Source organism: Lactobacillus sp. XV13L, from assembly GCF_059900875.1.
In genome coordinates, this window is the sequence record NZ_JBWXGD010000002.1 from 20975 (window position 1) to 40202 (window position 19228).

General features: G+C 50.2%; 21 protein-coding genes. 2 read left to right on the forward strand and 19 right to left on the reverse strand.

What is annotated here, in order from left to right; all coding sequences use genetic code 11:
• Nucleotides 1-15 precede the first annotated feature (15 nt).
• The 4 genes from AC2JF6_RS02170 to AC2JF6_RS02185 all read right to left on the reverse strand — a co-directional run bounded on the left by AC2JF6_RS02170 (nucleotide 16) and on the right by AC2JF6_RS02185 (nucleotide 4276).
• Nucleotides 16-168 carry a hypothetical protein gene (locus tag AC2JF6_RS02170; protein ID WP_500729124.1) on the reverse strand — a complete coding sequence of 51 codons (153 nt, stop codon included), beginning with the start codon at nucleotides 166-168 and terminating at the stop codon, nucleotides 16-18.
• A 590-nt stretch (nucleotides 169-758) separates the two neighbouring features.
• Entirely contained in the window at nucleotides 759-2264 is a 1506-nt protein-coding gene (gene gltX / locus AC2JF6_RS02175) for a glutamate--tRNA ligase (protein WP_500729125.1), read from the reverse strand.
• Between the two features lie 75 nt (nucleotides 2265-2339).
• The gene (gene radA, locus AC2JF6_RS02180) at nucleotides 2340-3716 is read right to left on the reverse strand and encodes a DNA repair protein RadA (RefSeq protein ID WP_500729127.1); all 1377 of its coding nucleotides are present in this window, start codon (nucleotides 3714-3716) and stop codon (nucleotides 2340-2342) included.
• Between the two features lie 14 nt (nucleotides 3717-3730).
• Nucleotides 3731-4276 (reverse strand): dCTP deaminase/dUTPase family protein, encoded by a 546-nt coding sequence (locus tag AC2JF6_RS02185; protein ID WP_500729236.1) that lies wholly within the window; start codon nucleotides 4274-4276, stop codon nucleotides 3731-3733.
• Between the two features lie 114 nt (nucleotides 4277-4390).
• Between AC2JF6_RS02185 and AC2JF6_RS02190 the strand changes: the two genes are divergently transcribed.
• Nucleotides 4391-4693 (forward strand): hypothetical protein, encoded by a 303-nt coding sequence (locus AC2JF6_RS02190; RefSeq protein ID WP_500729128.1) that lies wholly within the window; start codon nucleotides 4391-4393, stop codon nucleotides 4691-4693.
• Between the two features lie 169 nt (nucleotides 4694-4862).
• The gene (pepC, locus tag AC2JF6_RS02195) at nucleotides 4863-6209 is read left to right on the forward strand and encodes an aminopeptidase C (RefSeq protein ID WP_500729129.1); all 1347 of its coding nucleotides are present in this window, start codon (nucleotides 4863-4865) and stop codon (nucleotides 6207-6209) included.
• Between the two features lie 102 nt (nucleotides 6210-6311).
• Here pepC and AC2JF6_RS02200 read toward each other — a convergent pair whose 3' ends face one another.
• The 15 genes from AC2JF6_RS02200 to AC2JF6_RS02270 form a co-directional block, all read right to left on the reverse strand.
• Complete coding sequence (locus AC2JF6_RS02200; protein WP_500729130.1) at nucleotides 6312-6605, reverse strand: nucleoside triphosphate pyrophosphohydrolase; 294 nt, start codon at nucleotides 6603-6605, stop codon at nucleotides 6312-6314.
• Nucleotides 6606-6655: 50 nt separating this feature from the next.
• Entirely contained in the window at nucleotides 6656-8134 is a 1479-nt protein-coding gene (gene galT / locus AC2JF6_RS02205) for a UDP-glucose--hexose-1-phosphate uridylyltransferase (RefSeq protein WP_500729131.1), read from the reverse strand.
• Nucleotides 8135-8150: 16 nt separating this feature from the next.
• Nucleotides 8151-9314: a galactokinase gene (locus tag AC2JF6_RS02210; protein WP_500729132.1), complete on the reverse strand. Its 1164-nt coding sequence runs from the start codon at nucleotides 9312-9314 to the stop codon at nucleotides 8151-8153.
• Nucleotides 9315-9495: 181 nt separating this feature from the next.
• Entirely contained in the window at nucleotides 9496-10431 is a 936-nt protein-coding gene (locus AC2JF6_RS02215; protein WP_500729133.1) for an AAA family ATPase, read from the reverse strand.
• 102 nt (nucleotides 10432-10533) lie between these two features.
• Nucleotides 10534-11208: a 2,3-bisphosphoglycerate-dependent phosphoglycerate mutase gene (locus AC2JF6_RS02220; RefSeq protein ID WP_500729134.1), complete on the reverse strand. Its 675-nt coding sequence runs from the start codon at nucleotides 11206-11208 to the stop codon at nucleotides 10534-10536.
• 3 nt (nucleotides 11209-11211) lie between these two features.
• Nucleotides 11212-11394, reverse strand: a complete 183-nt coding sequence (locus tag AC2JF6_RS02225) for a hypothetical protein (RefSeq protein WP_500729135.1) — start codon at nucleotides 11392-11394, stop codon at nucleotides 11212-11214.
• A gap of 9 nt (nucleotides 11395-11403) precedes the next feature.
• A complete protein-coding gene (locus AC2JF6_RS02230; RefSeq protein ID WP_500729136.1) occupies nucleotides 11404-12294 on the reverse strand; it encodes a cation diffusion facilitator family transporter in 891 nt (296 codons plus the stop codon).
• A gap of 57 nt (nucleotides 12295-12351) precedes the next feature.
• Entirely contained in the window at nucleotides 12352-13032 is a 681-nt protein-coding gene (locus AC2JF6_RS02235; protein ID WP_500729137.1) for a histidine phosphatase family protein, read from the reverse strand.
• 196 nt (nucleotides 13033-13228) lie between these two features.
• A complete protein-coding gene (locus tag AC2JF6_RS02240) occupies nucleotides 13229-13891 on the reverse strand; it encodes an ATP-binding cassette domain-containing protein (RefSeq protein WP_500729138.1) in 663 nt (220 codons plus the stop codon).
• Between the two features lie 19 nt (nucleotides 13892-13910).
• Nucleotides 13911-14570 carry a hypothetical protein gene (locus AC2JF6_RS02245; RefSeq protein WP_500729139.1) on the reverse strand — a complete coding sequence of 220 codons (660 nt, stop codon included), beginning with the start codon at nucleotides 14568-14570 and terminating at the stop codon, nucleotides 13911-13913.
• Nucleotides 14567-15250 carry a hypothetical protein gene (locus AC2JF6_RS02250; protein WP_500729140.1) on the reverse strand — a complete coding sequence of 228 codons (684 nt, stop codon included), beginning with the start codon at nucleotides 15248-15250 and terminating at the stop codon, nucleotides 14567-14569. The genes AC2JF6_RS02245 and AC2JF6_RS02250 overlap by 4 nt, the downstream gene beginning before the upstream one ends.
• Nucleotides 15237-16001, reverse strand: a complete 765-nt coding sequence (locus AC2JF6_RS02255; protein WP_500729141.1) for a hypothetical protein — start codon at nucleotides 15999-16001, stop codon at nucleotides 15237-15239. Before AC2JF6_RS02255 ends, AC2JF6_RS02250 begins: the two co-directional genes overlap by 14 nt.
• A 101-nt stretch (nucleotides 16002-16102) precedes the next feature.
• Entirely contained in the window at nucleotides 16103-16561 is a 459-nt protein-coding gene (locus tag AC2JF6_RS02260) for a DUF2712 domain-containing protein (RefSeq protein ID WP_500729142.1), read from the reverse strand.
• 232 nt (nucleotides 16562-16793) lie between these two features.
• The gene (locus AC2JF6_RS02265) at nucleotides 16794-17657 is read right to left on the reverse strand and encodes a helix-turn-helix domain-containing protein (RefSeq protein ID WP_500729143.1); all 864 of its coding nucleotides are present in this window, start codon (nucleotides 17655-17657) and stop codon (nucleotides 16794-16796) included.
• Nucleotides 17658-17902: 245 nt separating this feature from the next.
• Nucleotides 17903-19210: a PTS sugar transporter subunit IIC gene (locus tag AC2JF6_RS02270; RefSeq protein WP_500729144.1), complete on the reverse strand. Its 1308-nt coding sequence runs from the start codon at nucleotides 19208-19210 to the stop codon at nucleotides 17903-17905.
• Nucleotides 19211-19228: the final 18 nt, after the last annotated feature.

Sequence of the window (19228 nt, forward strand, 5' to 3'; positions counted from 1 at the left end):
GGAGCAGCATACACATCAACCGGCCGGCCCCTTCTTGAACACCCAGCTGTGCCTTACCTGGTGACCATACTGGTTGTAGACCAAAGCGTTGTGCCGCAGCAACGTAATACTTGCGGCATGCTCATTGTGATCAATAGCATACGCGGCCATTAATCGTTTTTTGGCCATAACTATTCATAATTGAGCCATACTTGAGCGTAATCTGTGACTTCCGCTGGGGTACCTTGTCCAGGCCGTTATTGGTCTCAACACGGGATAACCCACTAAATAATTGATTTGCTGAGCCTTTAAGCGGCAGGTTACCGGTGACATTGCTTGACTTAAGATCATCAGAAGACTTGTACCCAGTAACCTTACCTCCAGCAACATAGCCATTCAAGCCAACGTTATAGATCTAGCCATTTTGGCCAACCGGATTATCAACCGTTCTGCCCATTCTTCTTAATCTGACCAGTCTCATTGCCCTTGAAACGCACCGCTTTAACTATTTTTTGAATGAATGAACTTCCTTAAGCCCAGCGTGGCGGCCGTGCGACTACCAACAATGAGCTTCTTACCGTCCTGAGATAACTTTTTCTGCCTTTTCACCAATTGCCTGCCATTTCTAACTATCCCAATCTGCTTTCATGATATAGTATACATTAATTATTTAGTATACCTTATAAAGAGATTATTACCGCAATGAGCATAAAAACCACCCAGACAAGACTATTGCCTTTGTCAAGGTGGTTCTAATATCTTTTATTTAGTAAGGAAAATTACAAGCCGTTTGCGCTCATCTGCTCCAAGGTCAAATCAAGGTGTTCAAGCACCCGGTCTTTGCCCAGCAGCTCCATGGCCTCGCCGATTCCGGGACCAACCATTGACCTGGTAGTCGCAATCCGAATCGGCATGAAGAGCCGTCTGCCCTTAATGCCAGTCTCACGACGCGTAGCCTGGACGGCATTCATGATTTGCACTGATGTAAAGCGCGGAATGGCGTCGACCTGCTTCTTGAATTCTTCAATGACTGGTCTTGCATCATCCTTGCGAATCTCAGCAATTTCTTCATCAGACAGGTTCTTGGGCGCAGCGAAGAATATCTGGGCGAGGTCAACAATCTGCTTCGTGTAGGACATCTGAACGGAGTAAATGTTGACCAGTTGGCGCACCCACTCCAGCTTTTCAGGCGTTGGGTCGGCTTCAACCAAGCCTTCATCCTGCAGGTTGCTCAAAGCCAAGTCAAGCAGGGTGTCGCGGTCGGCCTTCTTGATGTACTGGTTATTAATCCACTCCAGCTTCTTGCGGTCAAAGGCGGCCGGCGACTTGGACAAGCGGCTCGGATCGAACTGCTTGATCAGGTCGCGTTGGCTGTAGATTTCGCCTTCGCCCACCGGTGACCAGCCGAGCAGCGTGATGAAGTTGAACATTGCATCTGGCAGGTAGCCCATGTCGCGGTACTGCTCGATAAACTGCAAGATCAACGGGTCTTTTTCACGCTTGGACAGCTTCTTGCCTGTGGCGGCATTGATAATCAAGGTCATGTGGCCGAACTTCGGCGGTTCCCAGCCTAGTGCCTGGTAGACGGCCAGCTGCTTAGGCGTGTTCGACACGTGGTCATCCCCGCGCAAGACGTGGGTGATTTCCATCAAGTGGTCGTCCACGACCACGGCGAAGTTGTAGGTCGGCATGCCATCCCGCTTCTGAATGACAAAGTCGCCGCCGATGGTGTCGGACTCAAAGCTGAGGTGGCCCTTAACGATATCGTCCCAGGAATAAGTTTCCATCTCGGGAATGTGGATGCGGACAACCGGCTTCAAGCCCTTGGCCTTTGCCGCCTCTTGCTTTTGCGCAATTTCATCGGCCGTCAGCCCCTCATACTCGTAAGTGTAGTGCGGCGCAATTCCCATCGCGCGCTGCTCTTCACGCTGCTCTTCAAGTTCCTCCTCCGTCTTGTAGGAGTAGTAGGCCTTGCCCTCGTCGAGCAGCTGCTTGATGTACTTATTATATAGGTCTTTGCGTTCCGATTGCCGGTACGGGCCGTAGTCGCCGCCCTTGTCCGGGCCCTCGTCCCAGTCGATGTCGAGCCAGTGCAGGTTCTCCATCTGTGACTGCGAGCCACCCTCGACGTTCCGCTTCTGGTCGGTGTCTTCAATTCTCAAGACAAACGTTCCCTTGTTGTGCCGTGCAAACAAGTAGTTAAACAGCGCCGTCCGCGCGTTACCAATGTGCAAGTGCCCCGTTGGACTGGGGGCATACCTTACCCGAATTTTTTGTTTTGCCAAAATTCATGCCTCTTTCAAATAGTAAAATTCAAACAATTTTAGTTTACCCGTAAACCGGTAAAAGTTCAATGCAACCTAGCCCAAAACCAGTTTTAACGCCTGGGGGATGCTCGAAACCGGAATGACCTCGATGCCAATCTTCTTCAAGCTGGGCCGCATGTTGTGCTTGGGGATAAAAATCCGCTTGAAGCCGGTCTTGGCGGCCTCCTTGATGCGTGCATCGACCTGGTTGACCCGACGCACCTCACCGGTCAGGCCGACTTCACCGACAAAACAATCGGTCGGCAAAATCTCCTGGTTCTTGTAACTTGATGCAATCGCCATAACCACGGCCAGGTCAACCGCCGGTTCGTTTAAGCGAATGCCGCCTGTTGCCGTCAAGTAGACGTCCTGGTTCTGCAGCATTAGGTTGCCCCGCTTTTCCAAAACGGCTAAGAGCAGGGCCGCCCGGTTGTAATCGATTCCCGATGTCGTCCGTTTGGCATAGCCAAAGGCGGTCGGTGTGACCAGCGCCTGGATCTCTGCCAGGATGGGGCGCGTCCCTTCAAGCGACACCACGATGGACGAACCCGTCGACTGCGGCAGGCGTTCGTCCAGGAAGATGGCCGAGGGATTGGTAACCTCCTGCAGACCCTTGTTGACCATCTCGAACATGCCGATCTCGTTGGCCGCGCCGAAGCGGTTCTTGACCGAGTGCAAGATGCGGTAAGCGTGGTGTTCGTCGCCCTCGAAGTAGAGCACGGTGTCAACCATGTGCTCCAGAATCTTGGGCCCGGCAATTGTCCCCTCCTTGGTGACGTGACCGATGACGAAAATGGTGATGGCGTCCATCTTGGCAATCTTCATCAGTTCGCTAGTGACCTCACGCACCTGCGAAGCCGAGCCGGTCATCGAGTCCAGGCTCGGTTCGTTCATCGTTTGAATGGAGTCGATGACGACAAAGTCGGGCTGCAGCTGTTCGATCTGCTGGCGGATATCCTCCATGTCGGTTTCAGGATAGAGCAGCATGCTGCTAGCCTCAAGACCCAGACGAGTTGCACGCAGCTTGATCTGGTTGGCCGACTCCTCGCCCGATACGTATAACACCTTGTACTTGCTCGACAGGTCGCTCATAATCTGCAGCATCAGCGTCGACTTGCCAATGCCGGGATCACCGCCGATCAAAACGAGGGACCCCGGCACGATGCCGCCGCCAAGGACCCGATTTAATTCGTCCGAGCTGGTCTGAACCCGCTCTTCTTTTTCGCCCTTGACCTGGTCAAGCTTCACCGGCTCGCTGGCGCCGGTCTTCTTGATCAGGCGGCTCGGGCTACCCTTGGTTGAACGGCTGGCAACGGCTTCCGTCTCCTTTTCAAACTGGTTCCAGGCCCCACAGTTGGGGCAGCGGCCCAGGTAGCTGGCCGAGATGTAGCCGCAGGAACGGCACTTGTACTTCGTCCTGATTTTTGCCATTAGATTTTCCTTTCTTACTTATTCGAGTTGGTGGAGCCAAAACCGCTGGCGCGCTGGCGGCTGACCGGCAGGTCATCATCGGTCTTGCGGTACTGTACAAAAATTGCTTGAGCGATCCGCTCGCCCTTGTGAATTTGCATGGGCCGAACACCGTAATTAAGCAACTGCGCAAAAATCTCGCCCTCATTAGTTGTATTGTTATAGTAATCGGCATCAATGACGCCGATCCCGTTGGGCAGGCAGAGGTTGCGCTTGAAGGTGTTGGATGAGCGGTTCGCCAGGATGAGGACCTCGTCTTCCGGCATGTAGGCCTTGACGCCCGTCGGAACCAAGAGCGGCTTCAAAACCTCATCAGCCTGGTCGTAGTCCGGCTCATAAAGTTGGTGTCCGTTTCTGAGCAAGCGAAAAATCCGCACAAAGTTCAGCCGCCAAATACTGGGAATCACCATATCAACGGCTGCCTCCAGATCATAACCGGCACTGGCAATCGTCTGCCGCCTGGGCAGATTAATATTTTTGTTTTGATACTTGGAAACAACTTCAAAGCCCCGTGTTTTAATCATTTTTTCTCCTTTGAATACTTAGCACTATTTTACATTAAATTGCAGGTTCAAATGAAAATCAACTATAATTAACTACGGAATTAAGCAAATTTTATTTTTAAAGGAAAAATCATGTTCAGTATTAACGACCCCCACCAATTCTTCGAAACTCATGATGACGATGACGTCCTAACCTGCCGCTGGACGATGGACCGAATCGAGCGCAACGACGGCCCGGTCTGGATAATGAACCACATGTTTATCAATCCGGATGCAGACCGGGACCAGGTACTGCGCAAAGAAATGCACACCGTCCAATTGATAGCCCGTGAATCGCACGTGCCGGTGTGGCCGCTGGATCCCATGGTGATCGACTACTTCAAGATCCACCCCGAATTCGACCGGATCTGGTACCACAAGCCCTGCGGCGCGTAAACGCCCAAGCGCAGGTTGGGGGCCCATCTTTTAAAAATTCACAAGCACTGAAAATTAACAAATTAGCCCAAAATTAAATATTTTTTCATAATTGCTTGCACACCAATAGACTCCTCCCCGCAGTTAGGCTAGAATAGTAGGTAATTAACTTTAAGGAGGAATAATCTACATGACAAAAGAAATCACCAACGACGCCATTGCCAGTTACACCGCTGACCTCGCCAAGCACGCCGGCTTTAACATCGCCAGCAACGCGGCCCAGGAGAACGGCATCTACAAGGCAAGCCAAAACCTGCAATCCAAGGTTGACCTAACCCCCACTTTTTCAGTTGAAATCGAGACGGGCAAACCAGCCGACCAGAAGCAATCGGGCCGTTGCTGGATGTTCTCCGCGCTGAACACCATGCGTCACCCGCTGCAAAAGAACTACAAAGTCAAGGACTTCGAATTATCCCAGAACTACACCAACTTCTGGGACAAGTTCGAAAAGTCCAACTGGTTCTTCGAAAACGTGATTGCCTCGGCCAATAAGCCCCTCGGCGACCGCAAGGTCAGCTTCTTGTTTGCCACCCCGCAACAAGACGGCGGCCAGTGGGACATGCTCTGCGGTTTGATTGAAAAGTACGGTATCGTGCCGAAGTCGGTCTACCCCGAAACGGCCAACGCAACCAATTCCAGTGCACTGAATGACACCCTGAACACGCTCCTGCGCAAGGACGGCTTGGCCCTACGCCAACTGGTCAACGCCGGCAAGTCGGAGGACGAGGTTGAAGCCCGCAAGAACGAATTTTTAAACGACGTCTTCCGCATCCTGGCCGTTTCCCTTGGCGTTCCGCCGAAGAAGTTTGACTTTGAATATAAGGACGACGAGGGCAACTACCACCGCGACGCCGACTTGACCCCGAAGGCCTTCTTCGACAAGTACGTGGGCATGAACCTGGAAGACCACGTTTCGGTCATCAACTCGCCGACTGCGGACAAGCCCTACCACAAGGTTTTCTCCGTTGAATACCTGGGCAACGTGGTTGGCGGCCGGCAGGTGCGCCACCTGAACCTCAAGGTTGCCGAGATGAAGGACCTGATCATCAAGCAGCTTAAGGCCGGCGAGGTGGTCTGGTTTGGTTCCAATGTTGGCAAGGATTCCGAGCGGCAACTTGGTCTGCTTGATACCAACATCTACAAGCGCGATGAGCTGTTCGACGTTGACTTCTCAATGTCCAAGGCCGAAAAGTTGGACTCGGGCGAAAGCATGATGGACCATGCCATGGTCATCACTGGCGTTGACCTGGTTGACGGCCAGCCAACCAAGTGGAAGATTGAAAACTCCTGGGGCGAAAAGCCCGGCTTCAAGGGCTACTTCGTGATGAGCGACTCCTGGTTCGACTCCTTCGTCTACCAGGCCGTAATCAACAAGAAGTTCCTGCCGGAAGACCTGAAGCAAGACTTTGACGAAGGTGCCAAGGATCCAATTCAGCTGTTGCCGTGGGACCCGATGGGTGCTCTGGCCTTCAAGTAATTTTAGCTATTAAATAATACAGGAATTTCTGTTCCTGATCCAAATAAAAAGCGTTGAGATTTTCTTCTCAACGCTTTTTTATCATCTGCAATTGTGCTGGGCTTACCGTTTCATCAACCAGTACTCAGAAAAGCCGCCCCGTGAAGCCCGCTTTTGCTCGCCCCGGTTCATAAAGCTTTCCTGGCTCACGCCCTTAAAGTCCAGGTAGGTCCGCAAGACCTCGTAAACATCGCCCAGTTCTTCGATCAGGTTGTCCTCGGTCTCAGCGTCCAGGACTTCATTGGTTTCCTCAAGCAATTTTTTCTTTAGCGCCGGTTCTATTTCCACCGGGGTCAGTTTGCGAAAAGCCGCCCCTGTAGCCAGTTCCGGTATCCGATCGCGCACCAATTTTTCCATTTGTCATGCTTCCCTTCGTTATTGTCTTTTTGCGGCAGTAAGTTGCTGGCCTAGACCACGCCTGCTTCTTGTGCAAAGCGCATGAAGGCCGCCCGGCCCGCATCCGTCTGCTTGAACACGCCGGCATCTTCAAGGACGCGCGCAAAGACTTGGCCCAGTTCGCCCTGCAAAACCTGGTCAACGTTCGCCGGCGTAACCTGGTTCTTGGCCTTAATCGCACGTGCCCACGCGAGGTGAATTGGCGCGACCACGCTTGGCTGCCCCAACAAAAACTTCTTGACCTCAAGCATCTCCGGCTCCAGCCGCGGTGGCAAGATTGCCAGCCCCATCACCTCAATGAGGCCAATATTTTCCCGTTTAATGTGCTGCACGTCCTGGTGCGGGTGAAAAATACCGTCGGGATAGCGCTTGGACGTCTGGTTGTCACGCAGGACCAAGTCCAGCTCAAAGTCGCCGCCACGCTTGCGGGCAATCGGCGTAACCGTGTGGTGGGGCGTGGTACCCGTGAAGGCGCGCACGTCAACGTCCTCATCGCTATAGCTGCGCCACGTATCCGTAATCTGCGTTGCAAGCTCCACCAGCTGCGCCTTGTCCGCTCCCCGCAGGCGAATCACGGACATCGGCCACTTGACGATGCCGGCCTGCACGCCCTCATAGTCCGCAAAGTTCAGCTTGACGGTAACCGGTGCCTGTTCCATTGCAAACCGGTGCCGGCCGCCCTGGTAGTGCTCGTGGGCCAAGATAGAGCCGCCGACAATCGGCAGGTCGGCGTTGCTGCCGGCAAAATAGCCCGGAAAGAGGTCAACGATTACAAGCAGGTCCGCAAAGGTGCGCGAATTGATCCGCATTTTTTCGTGCTTGGACGAAAGAAAGATGCAGTGTTCATTGAAGTAGGCGTAAGGCGAATACTGAAAGCCCCAAACCTCTTCGCCGAGGTTAAAGCGGATGATGCGGTGGTTGCTGCGCGCCGGATAGTTGATTCGACCCAGGTAGCCCTCGCTTTCCATGCACAACTTGCAGAGCGGGTAACCGCCTGTCTTGGCGTCACGGGCCGCGGCAATCTCCTTGGGGTCCTTTTCCGGCTTGGACAAGTTAATCGTAACCTCTAGGCCGCCGTACTTGCTGGGCGCTGTGAAGTAAATATTCCGCGCAACAGCCCGCGTCTTGATGTAGTCGCTGCGTTTGCTGAGGTCGTAAAAGTCGCCAATAGCCTGCGCCGGCCTCTTCTCATAGGTCCGCCAAAAGCGCTGGTTGACCAGGCTCGGCCGCGGCACAATCAGCGCCATCAGCTGTGCACCCAAGACGTCTTTGTCCGCACTGCTGCCGCCGCAGCGACCGTCCACCTGTGCCGCCTGAACCAGCTCGTCGCGCAGATCCAAGAGACTGCGAGCGGCCGTCTTCTTGTTTTTGGCCTCGTCGCCCACCAGTGCAAACACGCGGTTACGCAGGTAGACACGGTCCAGCTCCTGGTAATCGCTATTTGCAATCACCTGGCTAACAAAATTTTCAACTAAATTTGCTTCGATCATTCTTAATCCTTGTTTACTATAAAACCTTCGTGCCCGCACTCGTTTCTGCCAGGTAGAATGACGGTGCATAACCAATTTCACGCTCGTAAACCGCTGCAACGCTGCGCTTAAAATTGTCAACCTGACTCTTGGCAACCAGCGCAATCGCGCAGCCGCCAAACCCCGCACCGGTCATGCGGGCACCCAGGACGCCGCCTTGCTTCCACGCCGTGTGAACAAGCGTATCGAGCTCCTTGCCCGTGACTTCATAGTCATGTTCCAGCGAAACGTGCGATGCGTTCATCAAGCGGCCGAACCGGGCCAGATCATGTTCCTGCAGCGCACGTTCGGCCGCCAGCGTCCGCTGGTTTTCCCAGACCGCATGCCGGCAGCGCTTGAGCAAGTTGTCCTGCGGGAGCAGGTAGCTAAACTCATCGAACGTGCATAGGTCCAGTTCGCCCAGCGATGTGATCTCAAGCTGCTTCTGCAGATAGCGCAGGCCCTCCTCGCACTCGCCCCGGCGTTCATTGTACTTCGAATCGGACAATTCCCGTCTTTTGTTCGTGTTCATGATGACGATAACATTGTCCTGCAGGTCGAGCGGTACCAGCTCATACTTGACTGTCTCAGTGTCCAGCAGTATTGCGTGATCCTTCGCGCTCATTGCGACCGCGAACTGGTCCATGATGCCGGAGTTGACGCCGATGAAGTCGTTCTCCGTTTTTACCCCCATCTTAACCAGGTCAAGCCGGTCAACGTGCAGGTCAAACTGGTCCTGCAAAATCACCCCGACCAGCATTTCCAAGGCGGCCGAGGAAGACAGGCCGGCGCCGTCCGGAATGTTGCCGTCCACGTAAACGTTGAGGCCATGGTCAATCTCTGCCCCGTGTTCAAGCATGAAGTGCAGCATCCCCTTGGCGTAGTTGGCCCACGAGTCTTCCTTGACATAGTGCAGGTCGTCCAGGTCAGCCTCAAGCACCCCGAGCTGGGCAAAGTTAGTCGAATAGAATTTAAACTGGCGGTCCGCCCGTGGACTGGCGGCCCCGTAGATGCCCAGCGAAATCGCACACGGAAAGACGTGGCCACCGTTATAGTCGGTGTGTTCACCAATGAGGTTGATCCTGCCCGGTGAGAAGTAGCAACCCGTTGGCTGTTCGTGGAAAATTTGGGCAAAGCCAGTTCTTACTTGTTCAGTTTGCATTTTTACTCTGTCTCTTTCTATATTTCACTAATACTACTAAAGCGATTACAGGTTAATTATACAGCTTTTAAAAAACAGAAGCAGTCTCATCTTGATATTGCGTGATTTTTGATGCAGCGTGGCCGCACACGCAGGCATCAACTTAAGTGCAACAAAAAAGACGCTACGCTAGCGTCTTTTGTTACCAAATATGGAGCAGCCGGTCCGGATGCAGCTTAGTCAGGTTAAACTGGTGAACGTGCTGCGGTCTGCTCTGGGGAAATTCTTGCACAAAATCGGCCAGGTTGATTAACCCGGTGGAATACGTCCAGACCCCCTTGACCTTCTTAATGGGGTCAAGCATCTCGTTTCTAATCGGATAAGCCGAAATCAGGAAGTGCTTGTGGTGGAACTTGAAAACAAAGTACGGCAAGCGAAATTCGTCAACAATCTCTTCCCTTGTCTTGCCAATTGTAACCACATTGCGGTAAGTGCCGTATTTTTCCGTAAAGCGGTCATTAAATGAAAAGTAAAAATTTGAAATGTGAACGTGGGGAAAATCCTCTTCTGGCACCTTGTCCGGAACCGCAAACACATGGGTGAAGTGGTCCAGGTTGCTTTCCCGCTGGGACAGCGCCCGGTTCAACTGGTTGGGATTAATAATATGCGCCCACTCGGGCAGCTGCATGTTATCCCGGTAAGACAAGTACATCTCCCTTATTACATTGGGCTTGACCCAATCATACTGCTTCCGCACCTCATTGCGGTTCAACAGGTTTTGCAATGATTTGTGATACATTAAGTCAACGACAAACAACTCATAACGATAGCGCTCGACCCACGGTTGGTAATGCTCAATGTTCTCTGTGAAAACGTGCGTGCTATCTACAATGACCGTTTCGCCGCGTTTCATCTTTTCTTCAACGAGATAGTCTACCCAGTGCTCCGTCTGCTCATTTGCATACCGCGGAATGACTTGGTGTAAGCAATCGGTATCTTCTTCATAATAATAGGTTAAATTAGCCAGCAGCAATCTAATCTGATCACGACTAATCGCATATGGCTGTAAGTGATGACGAGCAATGAAAGAAGATTTACCGGAGCCGGGTGCGCCTCGCAATAAAAATATTTTACGCATGCCTTTACTCCAAACTAAGAATGTAAAATTAAATTGATATCGTATTAAATTTTAACACATATCTGGATAATTCCTTAGTTAGAATTAACAGACTGCCAAAAATCAACGTAAAATTTTCTTATTAATAATTTGCAGATGCGCATCAAACGTATAAACAATCGGCTCTGCATTGGACACTTCCAGTTTGACAACATCGCGGTCAGAAATTTGTTCCAGCTTTTTGATTAGGGCGCGCAGGCTCGAACCGTGCGCAACAAGCAGCTGGTCTTCGCCGCGCAATAGCCGGCTGGCCACCTGCTCCTGGTAATAGGGCAGCAGGCGCTGCTGCGTCTGAAAGAGACTCTCAGCCCGGGGCAAAGAGCGGATATCACAGTTAGCGTAGCACCTGCTCTTTGGCGCTTGGCCCTGCGGCGGAACCGCATAAAACCCGCGCCGCCACCGCAGCACCTGGTCTTCACCATAGATGGAGCGGGACACATTCTTGTCAAGACCGCGCAGCGCACCGTAATGGCGTTCATTCAGGCGCCAGGTCTTGGTGATGGGCACGTACAGGAAGTTGCAGACGTTGGCAACGATATTGGCCGTCACAATTGCGCGCCTTAAGACGGAAGTGTGAATATGGGTGGGCGCAAAATCTGTTATTTGACTAATCAGCACGCCGGCCGCCCGTGCCTGTCTTTGGCCCTTGGCGGTCAGGGGAACATCATTCCAGCCCGTGTACACGTTGCTATGATTAGCAGTACTCTCGCCGTGCCTGAGCAATACCAACTTAGCCATTTTTTACTGCATCCAGTGCATAAGCAGAAGCACAATTCCGCCAATAGTGAAAATAACGCCTAAAATCATAAACGCTTTAGCACCGCGCCCGCCATTTTGCCGGCGGCGGTTATACGCATAGGCCATGTCATACAGGCCCACAATTAAGACGATAATCGCAGTATAAATATTGACTTCCAAACTCATTTTAATACCTCACTCCCCGTGGTCACGATCTGAAACAATCATCTCGTTATTTTTTCCACGGTCACATTCCGCCTGAAAATTAATGTGGTTAATCCCCAGTACCTGCAGCTTTTGGCTGATGGCCTGCGTCAGTTTTTCAAACTCGCTCGCCTTCAAATCCTGCTTAACGTTGACGTGCGCATCCAGCATGACGTAACGGTCGCTATAACGCCACACGTGCACGTGATGAATATTCTTGATTGCGGGAAAGGACAGCACTATGCGGTTGACCTGGTCCAGGTCAATATCAGGATTTGATTCCATCAGCACGTTGGCCGCCTTCATGGTCAAGGACCAGGCCTCGTGGAAGACAAAGACCGACACCAACAGCGTCATCACGGGGTCAAGCCACGTAACGTGCCAATAGTAAATAAAAATGGCGCCGACCACAACCGCCACGCTGGATAGGGCATCGCTCAACATGTGGATAAAGGTTGAGCGCACATTCAGGTTTTCCTGCCCGTCTTGGTGCATAACCACCATTGAGATCACGTTGGCGAGCAAGCCGATAATCGAAACGACCAGCATGATGCCGCCACTAATTGTGGTTGGTTGCCAAAACCGTTCGATTGCCTCAATAAACAGCACAACACTGATTAGGATGAGTATTATTCCATTAGTAAAAGCCGCCAGTGTTTCCGCCCGGTCGTAGCCGAAGGTTTTGCGCCGGTTGCTCGCACGGTTGCTGATCAGCCGCGCGACAAACGAAATAATAATTGCACCAACGTCACTCAGGTTATGGACAGCATCCGATAAGAGTGCCAAAGACCCCGAGACGAAGCCGCCAATAAATTCGGCAATGGTAATAACAACGTTAAGTGCCGTTACATAGGCATAACGCCTGGCTGTGTGATCCTTCATTTCATCGTTCCCTTTAAATATTATTGTAACAAAAAATCCCACTTACCAAGTAGGATTCTACATGTCTTCTGCATCAACATTATAATCGACTATCTCAAAGTGCCCGTCATTATACAGAATGCCGCGGGTCACGCTCCCATTCTCGGGAAAAACAATGTCGTGCAGGCCGTCACTCTGGTTCCAGTACTTAATGCCCAGGGTCTTGATGAAGTCGCCGTGAGACACAATCAGAACCCGCTGGTCATTTTGGGTCAGGCTGCGCAGAACCGCAATTGCCCGCACCATCCGCTCATCCAGTTCTTCCTTGTTCTCGGCTAAATGGCGCGGATCGGCCTCCTTGGTGGCCTCGCGGAATTCATAGATGCCAACCCGGTTGATAATCTTGGTGACGTCCCGCTCCGGGCCAACTCCAGCAGCCTGGGCCACCCGCTCCCAGGTGTCTTCAATGTCATCGCCCTCAAAAGAGCCAAAAAAGACCTCGCGAAACTCTGGCAATTTTTTGATTTTGCCGATTTCTGAAACGCGGTTAGCGTCCTTCATCAGGTGGACCGTGTCGATTGCCCGCTTCAAGTCGGAGGAATACATGTTGTCAAAGTGAATCTGGCTAAGTGCCAGTGCCGTCTTTTTCAGATCGTTTATGCCCTTGACGGTCAGCGGCGAATCGCACCACCCCTGAACCTTGTTCAACTGGTTAAACATCGTTTCGCCGTGCCTAATTAAGTAAACTTCTGTTGCCATTTGCATTCCCCTTTCTCGTCCATATCGTTGGTAAATGATAACATATCTCACCTGTAAAATAAACATTACGGCGCCCCGCAGACGGGCGTAATTTAGGACGGTGCAACCAGACAATCAGGAACAAGCGGCGCTGATTCTGCCAGGCACAAAAAAGCCAGCCGTGGTGCTGACCCATTGAATTCACAACAATCTTAGTTTAACCGCAGACCGCGTCCTTAATTGACCGCTTGTCTGATATCCGGCCACCGTCAAGTTCATAAAAGTCATCGGCAATCGACCTGATTACCCGGTCATCGTGGCTGGCAAGCAGAATCGTCCGTCCTTCTTGGCGCAATCTAAGCATCAATTTTTCAAAAACTGCAATCGATTCTTTGTCCAAGCCGTTGGTGGGTTCGTCCAGCACCAGCAATTCCTGCTTCTCCATAAAAGCCTGGACAATTGCCAGTTTTTGCCGCATGCCGAGGGAAAACTTTTTCACCCGCTTGTCCTTAACTTCGTCCAGACCAAAGACCCTCATGGCCGCCAGAATTTCCGTGGTCCCCACCAGGTTCTTGATGGCCGCGAGGTACTGCAGGTTCTTCAGTGCCGAATAGGAACTGATGAAGCCCGGCGTCTCAATGATTGCACCGACATTGGCCACCCGCGGACTGTTCAGACCCACCCTTTGCCCCTTGAGCGTGATTGTCCCGGCGTTGACTTTGACAAGGCCCAGAATGGTGCGAAACAGCATGGTCTTGCCCGAACCGTTCGTCCCGATGAAGCCCGTAATGCTGCCCCGCTCAACGGCAAAATTGACGTCTTGCAGCACGGTTTCATTTTTAATCGTCTTAGTTACATTGCTTAATTCTAAAAAGCTCATCGCTTATCTCCTTGTTTCCTTATTTCGTTTCAATCCCCTTGTTGAGCCAGCTCAACCCAAGTCCCGTGGCCAGCAGCCAGCCGCAACTGATCAGGTCCGCTCCCCAGCACAATTGCGTTGTCAACAGCGGCAGGCATCTTGTCTTCAGTGCCAAGGCGATTAGAACAAGCGCGATGCCCGCAAGCTCGCCCAGGACTGGTTCAAGCAGTGAGCACAGCAGCAAGAATGTGGTGAAGGCGGCAAGACTCAAACACAGGCTGCAAAGCAGGTGCAGGCTGGCTGCCCAGGTCATATTGCCGCCCCCGGCAAAGGCCGTGATTACGCCCAAGAACAAAAGGTTATACACAATCGCAAAGGCAATTGTCGTCAACAGGCAATTTTGTAAAATGGTCGTCCTTTTTTCATTCCTGACCACCACCAGGGGATTGGCAGCCAGCAGCTTGTCCTGCAGCGTGGGGAGCAGGTAAAATTCGCCGCCCAGATAATACAGCAGCCAGGCGAGGTTGCCCGTAATTCCGCCCGGGCCAACAAGCGGATAGGTAGTAAAAATATTGTGCTGCAGCGTGAAGCCCTCAATATTGCAGTACTGCCAGCAGAAGAGCAGCTGAAAAAAGAGTACAACCACCTTGCCGGTCCGGTTGGACGTCAGGATTTCATTCCCGTAAACGCGCCACTTCATAAGCGTTCACCCCGGGAAAACTGCCTGCTGCTGAGACCCCAAAAGACCAGCATGAGCCCCCACATGACGAGCGTCTGCAGGATAAGCCGGCGCACATCGCCCTGAAGCAGAAAGTCGCTGTTGATCAGGGCACTGAGTATTTTATTACGGATCAGCGTGGTGGTCAGCAGAACGACTAGTGCATAGACAAGGCCGTTCACAAAAAGATAATTCAGCATGGGCACCAGCAGGTAAATCAGCAGGATAAGGCTCTGAAAGAAGAGAAGGTTCTCAAAGGCAACTGCCACGGTTAAAACGAGGGGCAGCCAGTAGATTTGGCTAATTGCCGGCTCCGCTAGCAGGAAGCCCTCAAGGACTGCGGCGGAAAGCACGCTGGTCCACAGGCTGCTGAGCAGCAGCCAGCCAATCACCGTCTTGAGCCAGTCTTCTTTTTGTCGCAGCCGAATCTGTTCCAAACTGCTGGGCAGCGGCTGGGCCACGGCAATAAACAGAACGTTAATGAAGGCAATCAGCGAGTAAAAGGAATTGGGCATTAGCAACTGATAGACCGCCGCCCTCTTGCCGAGTCCGCGGGCCAGTCCGGCCAGTGCGTAGAAAGCAACCAGCAATCCCAGTGCAACGAAGCTAATTAGCACAAGCCGGCGTGCATGTGCCTTTAACAAGCGCCTAATTGAAGACATCTTGCTTAACCTGCTTCCACGTTATCAGGGTGATTGCACCGACAATGACCACGAAGTAGCCCAGCAATATGTATATATTATAAAAATAATAATTGCTTGAGTTAGGTGAAAGAAGTGAGTTGAGTGAAGCCTCGACCTCACCAGTCAATCCGCCGAGCAAAACCGTTAAAAACATAAAGACAAAGGCGGTTACAATCTCAATGCCTTTATGAACATCGAAGTATGAAGTGGCTAAGCCCATCAGACCGAATAAGCCACTGAAAACGAAGACAATCACCATTGTGCACAACCAGAACAACAGGATGTGGTGCATGAACAAGTTGTAGCCCCAGCCACTTGGATCAATAATTTGAATATCACGACTTTGGGGAAGATTGGCGATATGATAGTTTAAAAAGAAGTATCCCGCCTCCAGCAGAAGGGGCAAAATGCCCACAAGTCCACCGACCACAAAGGAACTTGCACTAGTTGCCAAAAGATACCGTCTTTTACTTGTTCGGATCAGCAGCCCATCTAGTCGGTGGTTGAGCTTATCCTCTTGGAAAGTAGAGCTGGCGGCTAGACCGCACATTAATGGCAGCAAAAAATAATACATCGTCGAACCTACCCCGGTGAAGTCAAAGCCTGTTAGATGCAAGAAGGCATTGTTTACTACGCGGGTGGCATTCATCTGGTTGATGGTTTTGGCCTGCAGAAGAATAACCGTAAGGCCGATTGCCAGCGCCAGCCAGGTCTGCCAGCGCAGACACATTCTCTGTACCTGTTTTTTAAAAAGCATAATTGATTCCTAGTAATATTAAAAAAGAAAAATACCCAGATAAAGGACATTTTCCTTTTCATTGATAATATAGTTTAGATAGAATCTGGACTCCATTTACCACCTGCATGCACGGTGACAATCTCTAATCCAGCAGTTTTGACACCTAATTTAATGTTTGTTTTGCCATACATTTCATAAGCTCTATTGTATATTTTTGCACTCTGACCCTGCTTTAAGATATACTCACTTGTGTTGATATTTCCACCATTCGCTCTTTCAGTCCAGACTGCAATTTTTCCTTTACCAATGGCAGTTGCTTTTGCATAACTTCTGCTTTTATCCTTCTTCATTCTGCTATTAGTATACATATTTCCCTGCAACCTTGGTAAATTAAAATCCCAGTTACTATCTGTGTGATTGTTTCTCAACAATTCTGAAGTATCTTCTTCTAAGTTACCAGTATCTTCGTTTTCATCAGCTAATACTAAGCCCGAAGATCCTATTGACAGCATTACACCAGCTAAAGCCGATAATATAAATCTCTTTTTCATGATATGCTCTCCCATAACTACTTCTAATTCAGAGTATAGATTATAAATTTGATCAAAATCTCGTAATCTACTTCTCTTACACATTAATAATGAATGCAAAAATTTAGGATCCCTCTACTTTCATTCATTATGGACAGTTTATCATCGCAAACCACAATAAAAATAATATGTTCACTATAGTGAACATATTATTTATTTTTTCCGTAATAATAGTATCATTACAGTAGCTAGACTACTGAATCTGATATATCTGCTTTATTTGCAAAAAAATCTTTTTTGCAATTGTCCTAAAGTGGTTCATACCGAGGTAGTCTAACAGCGAAAAGTAATTGTTAACAATTTGCGTCTCATCTTTTGTATCAATGTAATGCAGCAATTCAAGGGCAAACTTTAAGCGCAGTCTTTCGAAGAAAAACTCATCTTTAATCTTGATTGCATCAATTAGGGGAAGGAGTCTTTGCGCATTCTGATAATCGTCATAGATCAAGGCAAAGGCCGCATTAAGGATGGTCATAAGAGCCGCGCGCTGCCACTTTTCATCGCTTTTATCCTGTTTGTCAATGAACTTAGCAATCAGCATTTTAGTAAACGCGACTACCTTTCGCCCCGGCAGGAGAGACAACGTGTTGCCAAAAATGAATATGTCTTCGTAGTACCACTCATTAGTATTCGACAATATTTCTTCGAGGTGCTCAACGTCACCGGGCAAAAATAAATTTTCCTCCGTGTCGGCCTTCAAGAATTGGCACGCAATCGCCGCACTCAACAGAAGATTTCTGCTGTATGGATTGCTTCTGCTTTGTGTGAGGTACTTAACCGCAATTTTCTTCAGCTTTCGGTCGTCATTATTAATATAAGCGGCATTGATAGCGTCAATATTCGTGTCATTGCCTATTGTATCGTCAACCAGTTCTGTCACTTTGATATTCATTCTTTTTAGCATCGCGACAACCTTGCCAAAGGGCATGTTGCCTTGACCCTTCTCCCAGTAATAAAGCGCCGTTTTGGATGCAACACCGCTCGCAGCAAAATCTAGGCTGTAATTTTTCCCTTCCCTTAATCGTTTAAATCTTTTACCGTATATTTTATCGTGCATGGAGGTACCCCAAATGAAAAAAATATTTATCTATTCTGTTATCGCAATCATTTTTGAAGGTGCTATGGTAACAATTCCCAGGTCGCTTGATCTGCTCAACAACATAATTGCCTGACCGTATCAACTGCAGTTTAACATTGTTGCAGTAAGCGCTGTCAAGTTTTTTTAAACAAAATAGCTTCTAGAGCGTATATGCGTCCTAGAAGCTATTATTTTTTGCAAATGCCATTATTACAACAAGCTTTTTATTCCTGGGCTAATTCCGCTTGTTTCAGTGCAACCCGTTCAGAAATCTTGATGAACGGAACGTAGAACAGCGTGCACACGATAAGAATGATGATCTGCACCAAGACGACCTTCCAATCGCCGGCACTAGCCAGGACGCCGCTTAAAATTGGCGGCGTCGTCCAGGGCACGAGCACACTCAGTGGCTTAACAAAACCGCTGGCCGTTGCGAAATAGCCGATCAGTGATCCAATCACCGGGCTCAAAACGAACGGGATAATCATCGGAACGTTGAAGACGATTGGGAAGCCAAAGATGATGGGCTCGTTAATCTCAAAAAGCCCCGGAACTGTTGCCAGTTTGACAACATCCCTGTACGGTTGATAACGCGAAACGAGCAGCCCCGCAATGATCAAAGCCAGGGTTAACCCCGTACCGCCCATCTGCGCATAAACGGTCACGAAGTCCGTATTGATGATATGCGTGGGCTGCTGACCCGATATTGCCTGGGCCATATTTTCAATCATTCCCACTAAGAGCACGGGGTCAAGAAAGGTGCCGTTGATGACTGTTTGGTGAGCGCCCAGCGTATATAAAAAGTTGCCGAGAGAATAAATAATTAAAAAGCCGGGTAGTGATGTGCCGATTGCCAGTAACGGTTGCTGAACAAAACACGACAGTAAAAAAATAACATCAAAATCAAAGTAAAAGCAGGTAGCTGCAACAAGGCCAAAAATGCTCAAAGCCAGCAGCACCGGGACTAAGGCCGCAAGATCCGCAAGAGCTGCTGGTGGTACTTGAGTCTTAGGGTTAACTGCCGGTTGCATTAATCGGGCTATTCTCATGTGAATTTCTGCTGCAATTAGGCCAATAATGAGCCCCGCAATGACTCCACTCGGGCCTACCTGTTCGAACAAACCAGGCTTTGTGCTAATAGCCGGGTAAGTGCGACTAGCAAACAGCATGATAAATAGTGCTGCACTTGCCGTCAATGCCACCGCAAGTGGATTGGCAAAAGCCTTATTTTGGGCTAAATGATACGCAGCCAGCGGTGCAATCAATATGCCAGCAACATTAATTGTCCCCTTGCAGAGGGCAAGTGCCCAAACGTGAAGCTGGGCTAAAGCTGCACCCTGTAAAATTGTGCTCAAAGCAGCAATAAGCAAAACGGCTAGCCCCGCGACTAGCAAAAAAGGCATCAACGCCGTAAAGGCTGCACGCATTGACCGCAAATGAACCTGGTTGCCAATTTTTACCAACTCTTTTGCATGCTTGTCTGACAAGCGGTGCAGCTTCAATTCCCCCGGGCTGTTTGTAGAACCATTCATCTTAAGTTTCTCCTCGCT

Coding starts and splice junctions, on each gene's coding strand:
- AC2JF6_RS02170 (WP_500729124.1), bottom strand. CDS start 168: ATGGCCAAAAAACGATTAATGGCCGCGTATGCTATTGATCACAATGAG.
- radA (WP_500729127.1), bottom strand. CDS start 3,716: ATGGCAAAAATCAGGACGAAGTACAAGTGCCGTTCCTGCGGCTACATC.
- AC2JF6_RS02190 (WP_500729128.1), top strand. CDS start 4,391: ATGTTCAGTATTAACGACCCCCACCAATTCTTCGAAACTCATGATGAC.
- pepC (WP_500729129.1), top strand. CDS start 4,863: ATGACAAAAGAAATCACCAACGACGCCATTGCCAGTTACACCGCTGAC.
- AC2JF6_RS02200 (WP_500729130.1), bottom strand. CDS start 6,605: ATGGAAAAATTGGTGCGCGATCGGATACCGGAACTGGCTACAGGGGCG.
- galT (WP_500729131.1), bottom strand. CDS start 8,134: ATGATCGAAGCAAATTTAGTTGAAAATTTTGTTAGCCAGGTGATTGCA.
- AC2JF6_RS02210 (WP_500729132.1), bottom strand. CDS start 9,314: ATGCAAACTGAACAAGTAAGAACTGGCTTTGCCCAAATTTTCCACGAA.
- AC2JF6_RS02215 (WP_500729133.1), bottom strand. CDS start 10,431: ATGCGTAAAATATTTTTATTGCGAGGCGCACCCGGCTCCGGTAAATCT.
- AC2JF6_RS02220 (WP_500729134.1), bottom strand. CDS start 11,208: ATGGCTAAGTTGGTATTGCTCAGGCACGGCGAGAGTACTGCTAATCAT.
- AC2JF6_RS02225 (WP_500729135.1), bottom strand. CDS start 11,394: ATGAGTTTGGAAGTCAATATTTATACTGCGATTATCGTCTTAATTGTG.
- AC2JF6_RS02230 (WP_500729136.1), bottom strand. CDS start 12,294: ATGAAGGATCACACAGCCAGGCGTTATGCCTATGTAACGGCACTTAAC.
- AC2JF6_RS02235 (WP_500729137.1), bottom strand. CDS start 13,032: ATGGCAACAGAAGTTTACTTAATTAGGCACGGCGAAACGATGTTTAAC.
- AC2JF6_RS02240 (WP_500729138.1), bottom strand. CDS start 13,891: ATGAGCTTTTTAGAATTAAGCAATGTAACTAAGACGATTAAAAATGAA.
- AC2JF6_RS02245 (WP_500729139.1), bottom strand. CDS start 14,570: ATGAAGTGGCGCGTTTACGGGAATGAAATCCTGACGTCCAACCGGACC.
- AC2JF6_RS02250 (WP_500729140.1), bottom strand. CDS start 15,250: ATGTCTTCAATTAGGCGCTTGTTAAAGGCACATGCACGCCGGCTTGTG.
- AC2JF6_RS02255 (WP_500729141.1), bottom strand. CDS start 16,001: ATGTGTCTGCGCTGGCAGACCTGGCTGGCGCTGGCAATCGGCCTTACG.
- AC2JF6_RS02260 (WP_500729142.1), bottom strand. CDS start 16,561: ATGAAAAAGAGATTTATATTATCGGCTTTAGCTGGTGTAATGCTGTCA.
- AC2JF6_RS02265 (WP_500729143.1), bottom strand. CDS start 17,657: ATGCACGATAAAATATACGGTAAAAGATTTAAACGATTAAGGGAAGGG.
- AC2JF6_RS02270 (WP_500729144.1), bottom strand. CDS start 19,210: ATGAATGGTTCTACAAACAGCCCGGGGGAATTGAAGCTGCACCGCTTG.